At 40.6% G+C, this 14,431-nt stretch carries 7 protein-coding genes; 5 read left to right on the top strand and 2 right to left on the bottom strand.

All coding sequences use genetic code 11. From position 1 onward, the window contains the following. Positions 1-348 precede the first annotated feature (348 nt). Together AC0IWT_RS05580 and AC0IWT_RS05575 are read right to left on the bottom strand one after the other, a co-directional pair. Positions 349-1,185 (bottom strand): MBL fold metallo-hydrolase, encoded by an 837-nt coding sequence (locus tag AC0IWT_RS05580; protein WP_471796351.1) that lies wholly within the window; start codon positions 1,183-1,185, stop codon positions 349-351. Between the two features lie 57 nt (positions 1,186-1,242). Then, positions 1,243-2,262, bottom strand: coding sequence for a LacI family DNA-binding transcriptional regulator (locus AC0IWT_RS05575; RefSeq protein WP_471796350.1), 1,020 nt, complete (start codon positions 2,260-2,262; stop codon positions 1,243-1,245). Positions 2,263-2,737: 475 nt separating this feature from the next. Here AC0IWT_RS05575 and AC0IWT_RS05570 point away from each other — a divergent pair, with 475 nt between their 5' ends. From AC0IWT_RS05570 to AC0IWT_RS05550, 5 genes are all read left to right on the top strand, one after another. Further along, positions 2,738-5,911, top strand: coding sequence for a SusC/RagA family TonB-linked outer membrane protein (locus tag AC0IWT_RS05570; RefSeq protein ID WP_471796349.1), 3,174 nt, complete (start codon positions 2,738-2,740; stop codon positions 5,909-5,911). Positions 5,912-5,915: 4 nt separating this feature from the next. Further along, positions 5,916-7,628 (top strand): RagB/SusD family nutrient uptake outer membrane protein, encoded by a 1,713-nt coding sequence (locus tag AC0IWT_RS05565; RefSeq protein WP_471796348.1) that lies wholly within the window; start codon positions 5,916-5,918, stop codon positions 7,626-7,628. A 37-nt stretch (positions 7,629-7,665) separates the two neighbouring features. After that, positions 7,666-10,764: a SusC/RagA family TonB-linked outer membrane protein gene (locus AC0IWT_RS05560; RefSeq protein WP_471796347.1), complete on the top strand. Its 3,099-nt coding sequence runs from the start codon at positions 7,666-7,668 to the stop codon at positions 10,762-10,764. Between the two features lie 11 nt (positions 10,765-10,775). Further along, on the top strand, positions 10,776-12,497 hold the full coding sequence (locus AC0IWT_RS05555) for a RagB/SusD family nutrient uptake outer membrane protein (RefSeq protein WP_471796346.1): 1,722 nt from the start codon (positions 10,776-10,778) through the stop codon (positions 12,495-12,497). Positions 12,498-12,599: 102 nt separating this feature from the next. Then, on the top strand, positions 12,600-14,429 hold the full coding sequence (locus AC0IWT_RS05550) for a glycoside hydrolase family 2 protein (RefSeq protein ID WP_471796345.1): 1,830 nt from the start codon (positions 12,600-12,602) through the stop codon (positions 14,427-14,429). Positions 14,430-14,431: the final 2 nt, after the last annotated feature.

Here is a 14,431-nt window from a genome sequence, read left to right as displayed (position 1 = left end):
AACTTAAACTTTTTTAAAGCTTAATACCTAAGTTGATGTGATAAGTGCGTATTTATGCTGCAATTCCTAAACGGCCAGTGTTACCAGTATTGAAAAAAAAATGAAACAGGTTTGGAAAAGAGAAAGGGGCTTAAATCCATAAGCCCCAATAAACCAAACAAACTATTTATGAAGTTTTAATATAACCATCAAGCAATTAATTTGTTTTAAAAAAAAGAGATTAAAATTAATTAATCTCTTTTAGTGTTAATTTAAATCGTCCCGTTGATTTATTCCTAACGAAACAAACCTCTCTAAATAATTGCGTTAAAACAATACCAAGTATTTGGTATTTTCAGCTTGCAACTTTTAAAATAAATTAAGTTGTGCAGGTTGATGCAGAAGCGGGTTGAAATTGTAAGTTTCGGCTGAAAGCGGTTCAGCACTGACGTAATGAAGCGGGCTTTCCTCGTATCGTGAGGCGACACTAACAAAAGTTTTACCTGCAACCGCTTTAAATAAATTCTCAACTAAAACTGGGTCGTTGTTGTCTTTAGATAAGTGGCTCAGTAAAAGATGACTCATAAATTCAGGTTTATGTGCCTGAAAAAGTGCCAAAGCCTCCTTATTTGATAAATGGCCTCTTCCGCTGGTTATCCTGCGTTTCAAATAATAAGGATAGCTACCATTTTGAAGCATTTCTGTATCGTAATTTGCTTCCAGAAATGCGGCATGGCACCGTTTAAACTGTTTAACCAAGCGCTCGCAAACTGTGCCGATATCTGTAAAAACGCCAACACATACATTACTAAAATCAACTGTGAAACTATAAGGATCTGCCGCATCGTGAAATTTGGAAAATGCAGAAACCTTTAAGCCACCAATGGAAATGGTATCTAAATGCTTGAAAGAAAAAGTGTTCGATTCGTTTAAAAGTAACCGGCTGCTCTTTAGCGTATTAGCTGAGATGTAAACTGGAAGGCTATATTTTTTCGATAACACTGCGAGGCCTTTAATGTGGTCGCTATGCTCATGAGAAATAAAAATTGCCTTTATTTTGCTTATTGATAAGCCGAGTCTTAAAAGTCTTTTTTCGACTTCTTTACAGGAAATGCCGACATCGATTAATACCGCTTCATTGCTGTTTCCAACATAGTAGCAGTTGCCGTTACTGCCAGAATTAATTGATGTAAAATATAATGCCATTTCTCATCGCAAATTTAATGCTATTTAAATGTTATGGCAAAAATAGATTTTAACATTTTAATCCTCATGAACAACAAGTTTACAATCCACCATTATCTTTTGGTAATTGTCCAGGTCGATTTCTTTATTGATTAACTTAAGTAACAGGCTTATTGCGTTTTCACCAACTGATTCCGGGTTTTCTTCTATAGAGGCAACAGGTGGCGAATCGAGATAGCTGATAAAGGAGTTGTTTCCGAAACCAACACATTCAATCTCGTTAATGTTTGGGTGTTTAATGTTTCGAAGGTATTTAATGGCATCAAAAAGAATAGGTTCTTTAAAGGCTACAATTGCCGTGGGGTTATTTGCTGGTTTTGCAAACAGATTTTTTATAGCTGAAATTGTATTTTCCTTATCGAAATCTGTGTACGCGACTAAATCCGCATCAAACGAAAGGCCATTATCTTTAAGGGCGTTGATATAGCCATTAAACCGGTCGTGCGTAAAGTTGATCATTTTTGGGCCACCGATGTAGGCAATCTTTTTATGCCCTCTATCTATTAAAAACTTTGTGGCCTGGTAGCAACCTTGAAAGGTATTGCCTAAAACCTTATGGCAATTTAGGTTAAAGCTCGGGTTACGCGTATAGTAAACCACCGGAATGCCAAGGTTTTCAAATTGATCTAAGTGTGAAAAATCCTGGGTGTTTTTCGAAATTGCAACGATAAGGCCGTCAACGCGACTTCTTAAAAGCATGTTAGCCGATTGAATCTCTTTCTGCAAATCATCGTGCGATTGGCTGATGATGATATTGTACCCGTTTTGAGTGGCAAACTGTTCCACACCGTAAATACTTCTCGTAAAAAAGTGATCGAGCAGATTTGGCAATATTACCCCAATAATTCTTGATTTCCGTTCCTTTAGGTTTATAGCCGATTTATTAGGGGTAAAATGTAAATCGCGGGCCATTTCCTGTACACGCTTCTTCGTATACTCATTAATAGTTGGGTAATTATTTAAGGCCTTTGATACTGTTGATACTGACATCTTTAACTTTTCAGCTAAGAACTTAAGCGTAACAGGGGTATTATTCATCTTCTTTTCCAATCTCAATGCATAGATAAGAAAAAAAAAGCAAATTATTTCAAACGTTTGAAATCTATTAGAACCGAATTATATGCGTTTTTGGGTATTTAGAAACGCTTTTATGATTCAAGCTTTTATAAATTCGTTATCGCTATCAATAACTAACCAAGTAAACAAGATGAAATTAATCCATATCAACTCAGTCCCAAAAGCTGTCGCTTATCAATTACCAAATTCCAGAGCAACCGAAAGGCCGGTTTTGCATCCAAAATGTTACGATTTTAAGGCAGATTAATCCAACCATTCGGCGATTTGAGCTTATAAAAACGAAAGCTTTCTTTCCATTTTAAGCCAAAGCCAAAAGCGATTTAAAATTAGGTTTCTAATATTCTGACTGATGGTTTTAGTCCTTCAGTATTATTATGGCCATGCCCAAACTATGCCTAAAAATTTTTACCAGATAGATTAAATAACAACAATAATTATGGATAAACTTTACTTTCTGAAAAGGATTTTATTAGTCGCACCGTTCTCAGGAACGCAGCGGTCAAAAATTCTGTGTGTATTGCTTTTTCTAACCACATTTTCGATTTCCGCCTTTGGGCAGTCGCTGATTTCTGGGGTAGTAAAAGACAACAAAGGGGTTACCATGCCCGGTGTTAGCGTTCGCGTAAAAGGCACGCCTGGCGGAGTCGTAACAGACAACGACGGCAAGTTCGCCATTCGGGCGAATGAAAATGCGGTTCTAACCTTCGTTTACATTGGCTTTGTAACTAAAGAAGTTTCAGTAAACGGCAAAACAACCTTAACTGTCGTTTTGGAAGATGATTCTCAGGGACTTGACGAGGTTGTCGTTGTAGGCTATGGTGCTCAGAAAAAATCGACCCTAACAGGTGCAATTGCACAAATAAGCACCGAGGAGATTATGAAATCGCCTACGCCTAACCCAACCAATAGTTTAATTGGGCGTTTGCCTGGGTTGCTAGCCGTGCAAACCAGCGGGCAACCGGGCGCTGATGGTGCACAACTAAAAGTTAGGGGCGTGGCAACTTATGGCGTTAACAACTCGGCCATTGTTGTGGTGGATGGAGTGGAAAGGCCCAGCTTTTCTGATGTAGATGCCAATGAAATTGAAACCATTACGGTGCTGAAAGATGCCGCATCTACAGCCATTTACGGTATCCGTGGCGCAAATGGTATCATCGTGGTTACCACTAAACAAGGTAAAATTGGTGCGCCTAAAGTAACTTATACCGGAAACTTTGCCTTGCAAACTTATACAGGTTTAGCTGTTGGTTTGCCATCGTTGGAAAACGCCACGTTATTAAACCAATCCTATATTAACGATGGTAAAACCCCTTATTTTTCTGATGCTGACATCCAAAAATTCAGAGATAAATCAGACCCGATTGGTTTTCCAGATGTACAATGGTTTGATTACCTGACTAAAAAATATTACACTCAAACTCAGCACAACATCAACATTAACGGCGGAACAAAAGTTGCGAAATACTTCGTTTCTGCAGGTTATGCATTTCAGGATGGTATTTTCAAAAAGTTCGAATCGCCATATGGCATTAATACCGTTCCAAATTATAACCGGTACAATTTCCGTTCGAATGTGGATTTAACGCTTAATAAAGATTTTACCGTGGGCATTAAACTCGGCGGCAGATTTGCCGACCGTTACCAGCCTGCAGGTTTAAGATCATCGTCTGCGTTTTCTTACGATACTATCGAAGGTATGATTTCCCGGATCCTTCAGGTTCCTTCTTATGCGTACCCGGTAACTTTGCCCGATGGACGAATAACGGCCAACCCGAATATCGGAACAAACATCTGGAATCCTTATGCGGTGTTAACCAGATTTGGAACCCGTAATGATGAGAATAACACCATTGAAAGTACATTCAACTTAAATTACAAGCTTGATTTTATTACCAAAGGCCTGGGTTTCAAAACTGTTTTCGGTTACGATTCTTATTACTCAAATATTGAAAGAAGAAACGCGAACTGGGCTGCCTACGTTTATAATCCGGCAACCGGCCAGGCAACTTTATCAACAGATACAAGAAACCGTGATGAGCCTTTAGGCGCTGTGCAAGATGGCGGTGTTACCGAAGGCAGCACAAACATGAACCTTCAGGCCGGTTTTGATTATAACCGCAGTTTTGGAAAACATGGTGTAAGCGCATTATTGTTGGGTACCAGGCAATTAATAAAATCGACTGGTACAACTGCTTTTACAGCGCCACCAAGAGCTTCGCAGGGTGTTGCCAGTCGCGTGACTTATAACTACGATGAGCGTTATTTTGCTGAATTTAACGCTTCTTATAATGGTTCAGAAAATTTTGCTGAAGGTTTGCGTTATGGTTTTTTCCCTGCTGTATCTGCTGGCTGGACTTTAACTAATGAACCATTCTGGAAAAAGAATAATATTTTAACGTACCTTAAAATAAGGGGTAGTTTCGGCCTTGTTGGTAACGACAGGATTTCGAACGATCGTTTCCTGTTTTTAACCAATTACTCTACCAACCCGGTAAACAGCGCTCAGGCAGCTCCTTTTGGTAATCCAAACTCAATTACAAGTTATCCCACTTTGTGGATAAGCGACCCGCAATTTTTTGGTGCATCAATTAATGCTTTGGGTAATCAGGCCGTAACCTGGGAAACTGGCACAAAACGCAATATCGGCTTCGAAGCCCGTTTGCTAAAAGATAACTTTAAGGTAACGGTCGACTTTTTCGATGAAACCAGACGAGACATTCTGACGACACCACTTAGTGGCCTTGCTTTATTTGGCCACAGTTATCCAAACCTGAATAGGGGAATTGTTTATAATAAAGGCTACGAGGTAGAACTGGATTATCAAAAGCAAATCGGTAGCGTTACGGTGGGATTGAACGCACAGCTTAGCTATGCAAAAAATAAGATTATTGAAAACGATGAGCCGGACGGTTTGCCTTTTTCTGTTGCAAGGAAGGGTACGAGTGTTGGGCAGTATTTCGGATACAAAACAGACGGATTTTTTCAATCGGCTGCCGATATTGCTGCTTCGCCCAAATTGCAGGGCTATAATCCAATTCCAGGCGATTTAAAGTTTAAAGATTTAGATGGTGATGGTGTAATTACCAGCTTAGACCAAGACAAAATCGGCTACACAAACACGCCGGAGTATGTATACAGCTTTAGTCCGAGGATTATTTATAAAGGCTTTACGCTTTCGGCATTATTTCAGGGAGTTGCCCACGTAAGCTCGAATGTAATTCTTAATGAGCAGAACAATGGTCAGCAGATGTACGACTTTATGCTTAATGCATGGACTCCGGCAAACGCAGCAAATGCTGACTGGCCTGCTTTACACGCAAGGGGAACAGCATCGCTTAATTATGCTTTAAATGATTTCACCCTTCAAAACTCTGCTTATCTGAAAATAAGAAATGTTGAGTTTGCGTGGAATTTTCCAAAACAATGGTCTTCTGCACTAAAACTGGCAAACGTAAGGCTGTTTTTACAGGGTCAAAACCTTTACACGTGGACTAAATATAAGTTCTACGTAGACCCTGAAAACGTGAATACCATTAATACGGCCTTTCCATTACAGGCGCTTTACCCAACATCAAGGGTTTATAATATTGGTTTAAATGTTCAATTCTAATAAGATGAAAAACTACAAAATATTTACAGCAATAGCTTTTTTACTGTTGTTCTCCGCTTCCTGCAAGAAAGACTATCTGGAACGTACACCAGGCGTGGCAATTAGTGAGGATGAAATTTTCGCCGATCCGGCGCTGGCAGCAAGGTTTGCCGACAACGCGTATAACTATTTAATTACAAAATATGTTCGCTTTAACGATCACCGTGGTTGTACAGCACAGGCATCTGATGAAGCCGTTTCAGGCAACTCTGAAGGTTCGGTTACCTCATTAAACCGTGGTTTATACCATGATCATTCTAATGGCCCATCGCTGAATGACATTTACGGCGTTTGGAAGTTAATGTATGCAGGCATTGCCATTCACAACAAAATGCTTGCAAGAATTGGCGAAGTGCCACCATCACCAAATGCATCGGTTCCAATTTTCGACCCGGTAAGGGTTGAAGGCGAGATGCGCTTCTTACGTGCCTTGTCATATTTCGAGCTTACAAAAAGGTTTGGCGGAGTGCCAATTATCGACAAGGTGTACGGCGTTAACGATGCTATTAACCTGCCAAGGAAAACTTATGCCGAGGTAACACAATTTATCATCAACGATTTAAATATTGCAATTACTAAACTTGGTGATGATGCTGCATATGGACCATCTAACTATGGCAGACCAACAATTGGAGCTGCACAGGCACTAAAAGCAAGAGTTTTGCTTTATGCTGCAAGCCCGTTAAATAATCCATCAAACGATAAAACCAAATGGCAGGCTGCGGCAGATGCTGCGAAAGTTTTGATGGATGGAAGATACGATTTGCAAAATACTTACGGTGATTTGTTGAACCTGCCTTCGTCTCCGGAGTACATTATGATTCGCATTAAAGGCAATACGCCTCTATCGGGAGAAATGATGCAGGATTTTTCTATGTCGCCAGGTTCCGGTGGTGCTCAGGGGCAGATGAATCCAACTCAAAATCACGTAGATATGTATGATATGGCGAACGGTAAAGCCATTACCGATCCAACTTCGGGTTACAATCCACAAAAACCTTACGAAAACAGAGAGCCTCGGTTTTACGATAATATAATCTACAACGATCGCCCTTGGCAGGGTGGTAAAATAGAAATGTGGTCTACTGTTGATGCACAAGGCAGAACACTTTACGGAAAGGATTACAACCCAACCATTACGTACACAGCAACCCGTTATTATTGCAAAAAATACTGGCCGGAAGTTTACAGAACTGTTGGCGGAAGTACAACTTTGCTTAATTACATTTATTTCCGCTACGCGGAAATGATGCTGAATTATGCTGAAGCGCAAAATGAGGCTGTTGGTCCAGACCAATCTGTTTATCAGCAACTTATAAAAATCAGAACACGTGCAGGAATTTTGCCTGGAACAAACAATTTATACGGCTTAAAAGCCGGGATGACCCAGGATGAAATGCGTGCGGCCATCAGGCATGAACGGGCAATTGAACTTGCGTTTGAAGACCACCGCTGGTATGATATTATGCGCTGGAAAGCAGGTGCGCAAACAATTGCTGTTCCAATGAAAGGGATGGATGTTGTAAAAAATACCAACGGTTCATTTACTTATACGCCCTTTGTTTTAACCTCAACTTTTCAAAAGACATGGTCTGAAACTCAGAATCTTTATCCAATCCCGAGAGCGGAAATTTACAAGAGCAAGGGTGTTTTGTTACAAAATCCGGGGTGGGAATAGTTAGTTAATCAGTATAACGCTAAAAGATTTTTTCAATATGAAATTTATTAAATCAAAATATATTATTTGTCTGATGCTTGTTTTGGCAGGAATGCTGAGCGCATACGGACAAAAGCCCGACGAAGCGGTAACGGTAAAAGGACGCGTAGTTGATAAAGACAAGAAGCCTGTTCCGGGGGTTGCCATCACAATCCAGGAAGACAAAACAAATAAGTCGGTTTCTACAGATGCATCCGGTAACTTTTCTATCGATGCCACCACCAGTGATGTTTTAGTGTTTAAGTTTGTTGGTTTTGGAACTGTTCTTAAACCGGCTGCAGAAATAAACAATAACGATGTAATTTTAACCAGGAGCTTAATTGATGCCGGTGACGATGATAATGTTTACATTCCTTTTGGTGTTAGAAAAAGGAGGGAAGTAACTGCTACCATTAGCACCATTACTACAGAAAACCTGCCTCAAATTCCATCATCATCATTAACTAATGTTTTTACAGGCAGAATTCCTGGCCTGGCCGTTTATCCAAGTGGTTCTCAGCAACCGGGCTACGATGTTTCCAGCTTTCTGGTTCGCGGCCGTTCATCGTACAACAGTAACCAGGAGCCACTGATATTGGTTGATGGAATTGAAAGAGATTTTACGGCAATGGATTTGGGTGAAATTGAAAGTGTTAGCGTGTTAAAAGATGCTTCAACACTTGCATGGTATGGAATGTATGGTGCAAATGGCGTAATTTATGTAAAAACCAAACGCGGTAGCGCAACAAGCACCAAAGTTACGTTCGATGCGCAGGCTGGTTTACAGGCACCTTTGCAAATTACCCAGCCGCTGGATGCTTATACCTATGCAAGTCTTTATAACGAAGCATCAGTAAACAGTGGCGGTGCTGCGGTTTACAATCAGGCTGCCTTGCAGGCTTACCAGGATGGGTCGGACCCGATAAAGTACCCAAACAACAATTTTGTTAGAGATTTTACAAAGAAAGTTGCACCAACACAGCGCTATGTTGCATCGGTTACCGGTGGAAATGCTTTTATAAAGTACTACACTTTATTGAGTGCATACCAGCAAGGTGGTTTTTATAAAGGTGGCAATAACGAAGCTTACGATGCAAATACAGATTTTAACCGATATAATTTACGTACGAATATCGATTTGCATGTTAACAAAAATTTGGACGTTGCGCTTGATATCGGCGGTCGGATTACGAATTTAACATTCCCAAATGCAGGTACGGGTACGTTCCTAAATGCCGTTTATTCAACGCCTGCAAATGCTTTTCCAATTTTAAATCCTAATGGTTCTTATGGCGGAACTTCCATTTTCTCACAAAATAATCCTTTGGCAATGTTGCAGGCAAGGGGTGCCAGTACAGATTTAATGCGTAACATGTTGGCAACCATCAGTGCCCGCCAAAAAATGGATGGCATTTTAAAGGGCCTTTCGGCGGAAGTATTTTATGCTTATGATATTGCAGGTTTGTACCGTTCAGGTTTTTCTGAAACTTACGCTACTTCAGAACTTGGTGCAAACGGCGTGTACACTACTTACGGTACTGCAACTAAAGTAAATTACCAGGGCAATGCTTTTTCTGGTAACGTAAAGAAGAGTGAATTTTGGGCGGGTTTAGATTACAACCGCACTTTTGGAAAACATGACATTAAGTTTTCTTCGCGGGTTTCGAGGGCTAATCTGGCTTCGTTCGGAAACCTGGATGTAAGGCGCGAGGGTTGGTCTAACAGATTATCTTACGGTTTTATCCAGCGCTATTTTGTTGATCTAACCGCGGGTTACTCAGGTTCTGAAAACTTTGCACCCGGCCGTCGCTACGGTTTCTTTCCTGCAGCTTCAGCAGGATGGATTTTATCTGATGAAAACTTCATGAAAGGGACATCAAAATGGCTTGATTTATTAAAAATCCGTGGCTCTTATGGTATCGTGGGCAATGATGCAATTGGTTCAGCGAGGCGTTTTGCTTTCAACGATTTTTATAGCCGAAGCACCACTGGCTATACTTTCGGAACTGCATTTGCCGGCGTTGGCGGAACAGGACAACTCGCTTTGGCAAATCCATATTTAACATGGGAGAAGGCTTATAAAACCAGTATTGGTTTTGATGCCAGGATGTTAAAACAATCGCTTTCCATCAGCGCAGATTATTTTTACGAAGACAGGAAAAACCTGACAACAGGTTCTTTGTTACCCAGCACCCTGGGCCAGAGTTTAATCTTCGTTAATGAAGGCGAAGCAGAATACAGGGGTTTTGAAACAGGGGTAAATTACAATAAAAGACTTGGAGACGTAAATCTGAACCTTTTCGGAAACTTCACTTATAACGTTAGTAAGATTTTAGCAATCAACGAAGCTGCTAACCTCCCTGCTTATCAGAAATCGCTTGGTCACCCTATTTCGAGTGTTATAGCGCCGTCTGGTACAGCATCAACTAATCCAGGTTATATAAGCTCAATGCTTATATCTGATGGAATATTTCAGAATCAGGCACAGATAAACGCTTCGCCGGTACAGCAATTATCAAGGGAAGTTAAGCCGGGCGATATTAAATACGTGGATCAGAATGCCGATGGTGTGATTAACGATTTAGACCGCGTAAGAACAGATTTCAACTTTGTGCCTAAAGCTTACTTCGGTTTTGGCGCTTCTGTGGCTGTTAAAAATTTCGATTTAAACTTTTTATTTCAGGGAACAAGCGGTCGTTCAATCACCATTCAGCAATTGGTAAATGGGGGTACAGCCAACAACGGCTATCTAAATCAATTCAGTGTAGACAGGTGGACACCAGAAAATCCTAATGCTTCCTATCCACGTTTGCTGTTAACCGACCGTGGTAACAATACTGCAAACTCTGATTTTTGGATACGTTCCGGCGATTACATTCGGTTGAAAAATGTAGAACTGGGCTACTCTTTGTCGCCTTCATTTATCAAAAAATTGAAGATTTCCCAATTGCGTTTTTATGTAAGCGGTCTAAATCTTTTAACATTTGATAAGCTTGGCGATTTAAATATTGACCCTGAGCTTCCGGAATCCGGTTTTGCATCTACCATAGGTTCTATAAACAGTGCATCATATCCTTACATGAAAATTTATTCATTTGGATTGAACTTGAAATTTTAAAAGATAAGACAATGAAAAAAAATATATTTTATCTAATCATCGCTTTTTTAACCTTCCAGGTAACAGGATGTAAAAAAGACAGCTTTCTTCAAGATGGTTCTTTTAGTGGGGGAAACGACATCACCCAGGCGCAGCTTTGGGCAAATCCGGATTATGCCAGGAATTTTTTAAATAATGTTTACGCTGTTTTATCAGATCGATACAATGTAGATAACGCAGGCGCCTTGTTTGCTTCGGGAACGGATGAAGCCGTAAATTCCAATCAGAATTCTTCAATTTTGACCTTAACGAACGGTACATGGAGCGCAGCAAAACCTTTTGATGAGGTTTGGGCAGATATGTATGTTGGCATACGCAAGGCAAATATGTTTATGGAGAATATCGATGGCAGCGCCGTAATTCCATTGGATGAGGTTGTACCAGCCAACGTTGCTGCCAATCAAACTTATGCGGTCCAGGTAGAGCGTTTAAAAGGGCAGGCTTACTTTTTGCGGGCTTTTTTCCAGTTCGAACTTTTAAAACGATATGGCAGCTATGCAATCGTTACGCAAACATTAACGGTAAACGATAACCTTGATTTACCAAGAAATACTTTTCAGCAATGCGTAGATCAGATTTCTAAGGATTGCGAGGAAGCAATTGCAAGATTGCCATTGTCGCCAACAGAATGGAGAACTTCGGATAGGGGCAGGGCGACACAAACAGCTGCAATGGCTTTAAAGGCGAGATTGCTACTGTACGCTGCAAGTCCGCAATACAATCCAGGCAATGATATAACGAAATGGCAGGCTGCCGCAGATGCGGCAAAAAGGTTAATGGATACCGGAAAACACAGCATTTATACCTCATACCCAAACATCTGGTTGTGGAACAATGGTGCATTTAATTCCGAAACAATATTTGCAACATCAACATTAAATACAAATTCTATTGAAGTAAATAATGCCCCTATTAGCTACGATGCCGCAAACGGGCGTACAAACCCGACACAAGAATTAGTTGATGCATTTGAAGTACGCTCTACCGGCCGGCTAATTACTGACGCCAATTCTGGTTACGCTGCAACAAATCCTTATGCAAATCGCGACCCTCGTTTAAATTTTTCAATCATGTACAATGGTTCCACGTTTAAAAATAAGACGGTTGATACCTATGTTGGTGGCAAGGATGGCTTGAACCTAAACATCAACGCCACAAAAACAGGTTACTATCTTCGTAAATATTTGAGCGAAACTGCTGCCTGGGGACCAACGACTACCAACGTTCGCAGGCCATGGATATTTTTCCGCTACGCAGAAGTACTCTTAAACTATGCGGAAGCACTTAATGAAGTACAAGGTGCTGCGGCGCAAACCGAAATATTACGGGTTATTAATCTGATTCGGAACAGAACAGGTGTCCAGATGCCGCTTTTACAAACAACAAACCCATCGGCTAATGGCTATGTTGCACCAACGCAGGCTGAGTTAAGAAAACGGATTAGGAATGAGCGTAGGGTAGAGTTGTGTTTTGAAGAACACCGTTTTTACGATGTTCGCCGTTGGAAAGAGGCCGAGATAACTTTTAACAAAGCGGTAACCGGAATGCGAATTGTACAAACTGCGCCCGCTACATTTACTTACACGCCTTTTACGGTAGAGAACAGGGTTTTCACTCCCAGAAACTATTTATATCCAATCTCGCAGAACGAATTAAACAGATCGCCAGCGTTAGGGCAAAACCCTGGCTACTAATGGTTTTGAAATAGAATAAATTTAAAGTGGACGGTTAAACACCGTCCATTAAATAATTGTTAGTTTTGAATTAGCAATAATTTATCCTTAAACATTTATATCATGCTGAAATCAACCTTTAAAGTATTTTTCATCTTTTTATCGCTTCTTACTTCAATCAGCTACGCCCAGGTTACCTCTATCCAGAATATTCAGGGTAGAAAAATCCAAAGCCTTAATGGCAAATGGAACTACATTATCGATCCGTATGAAAATGGTTACTACGACTACAGGCACGACCCGTTCGACCAATCGAAGACCGGTACTGGTGGTTACTTTGATGACAAGGTTCAGAAAGACAAATCGGAATTGATTGAATATAATTTTGATTATTCGCCACAAATGAATGTGCCCGGAGACTGGAACTCTCAGTCAGAAAAACTGGAACTTTATGAAGGCAACATCTGGCTGCGAAGAAAATTTGATGCAAAACCTGAGAAAGGAAAGAAATACTACGTTTATTTTGGTGCCGTTAACTATGAGGCTCATGTTTACCTTAATGGCAAAAAACTTGGCGTACATAAAGGCGGCTTCACGCCTTTTCAGTTTGATGTTACCAGTTTACTTAAAGCGGGCGAAAATTCGCTTATCCTTAAAGTTGATAACATCAGAAAACAGGATGAAATACCAACCGTTAACACCGACTGGTGGAATTATGGCGGTATCACCCGTGATGTTTTTCTGGCAGAATTTCCTGAACATTTCATCAGCGATTATAAACTGCAACTGGTTAAAGGAAACAATAACCTTCTGAACTTTTCGGTTAAACTTGCTGATGCCACTGCAAACCAGGAGGTGACATTAACGATTCCGGAGTTGAAGCTGGAGAAGAAATACAAAACTGATTCAGAGGGTAAAATCAATGATAACTTTACATGGAACAACCTAACATTCTGGTCGCCAGAAACACCAAAGCTCTACGGCGTAAATATTAAAACAGAAAGAGAAAATATTGATGACAAAATAGGATTCAGAACCATTCAGGTTAATGGCGACAGCATTCTACTCAATGGAAAATCGGTATTCCTGAGGGGTATTTCGATTCACGATGAAAATCCCTTGATTGCTGGGCGGCTTCGCTCGGAAGGCGATATGCGGATGATGCTGCAGTGGGCGAAAGACATGAATTGCAACTATGTTCGTTTGGCACATTACCCGCATAATGAAGAAATGATTCGCCTTGCGGATGAAATGGGTTTACTTGTTTGGGCAGAGGTGCCGGTTTACTGGACCATCAGCTGGACTAACCCCGCTACCTACGCAAATGCAAAACAGCAGCTTACAGATTTAATTGTTCGCGATAAAAACCGTGCAAGCGTTATTGTTTGGTCTATAGGGAATGAAACACCTTTGAGCGATGCAAGACTGAGTTTTATGAGTAACCTGGCAGAAACAGCCCGTTCTTTAGATGATACGAGATTGGTTGCTGCGGCTTTGGAAGTTCACCGCGAAGGTAATTCGATTATTTTAAACGACCCCCTTGGCGAAAAAATCGATTTGGTAAGCTTTAATGAATATGCGGGTTGGTACTGGGGTGGAAATCCATCAGAAATTACAAAATATAGCTTCAATATTAAATATACTAAACCTGTTGTAATAACCGAATTTGGTGGCGACGCACTGGGCGGTTTTCATGCCGATGAAAATACACGCTGGAGTGAAGAGTATCAGGAAGCGCTGTATAAAAACCAGATTACTATGCTTAGTAAAATTGGAGCACTCCGTGGCATGACACCGTGGATTTTAACTGATTTTCGTTCGCCAAGAAGGCAGCATCCCATCTACCAAAATTTCTGGAACCGCAAAGGTTTAATCAGCGAAACAGGTAAAAAGAAGAAGGCATTTTATGTGCTTAAAAACTTTTACGACCAGATGCAGGCTAAATACAAGTAGAG

Source organism: Pedobacter sp. AC464 (genome assembly GCF_979253075.1).
Note: the sequence above shows the minus strand (reverse complement) of the source record. Positions and strands in the feature narration are given on the sequence as shown.

Coding starts and splice junctions, on each gene's coding strand:
- AC0IWT_RS05565 (WP_471796348.1), top strand. CDS start 5,916: ATGAAAAACTACAAAATATTTACAGCAATAGCTTTTTTACTGTTGTTC.
- AC0IWT_RS05570 (WP_471796349.1), top strand. CDS start 2,738: ATGGATAAACTTTACTTTCTGAAAAGGATTTTATTAGTCGCACCGTTC.
- AC0IWT_RS05555 (WP_471796346.1), top strand. CDS start 10,776: ATGAAAAAAAATATATTTTATCTAATCATCGCTTTTTTAACCTTCCAG.
- AC0IWT_RS05550 (WP_471796345.1), top strand. CDS start 12,600: ATGCTGAAATCAACCTTTAAAGTATTTTTCATCTTTTTATCGCTTCTT.
- AC0IWT_RS05575 (WP_471796350.1), bottom strand. CDS start 2,262: ATGAATAATACCCCTGTTACGCTTAAGTTCTTAGCTGAAAAGTTAAAG.
- AC0IWT_RS05580 (WP_471796351.1), bottom strand. CDS start 1,185: ATGGCATTATATTTTACATCAATTAATTCTGGCAGTAACGGCAACTGC.
- AC0IWT_RS05560 (WP_471796347.1), top strand. CDS start 7,666: ATGAAATTTATTAAATCAAAATATATTATTTGTCTGATGCTTGTTTTG.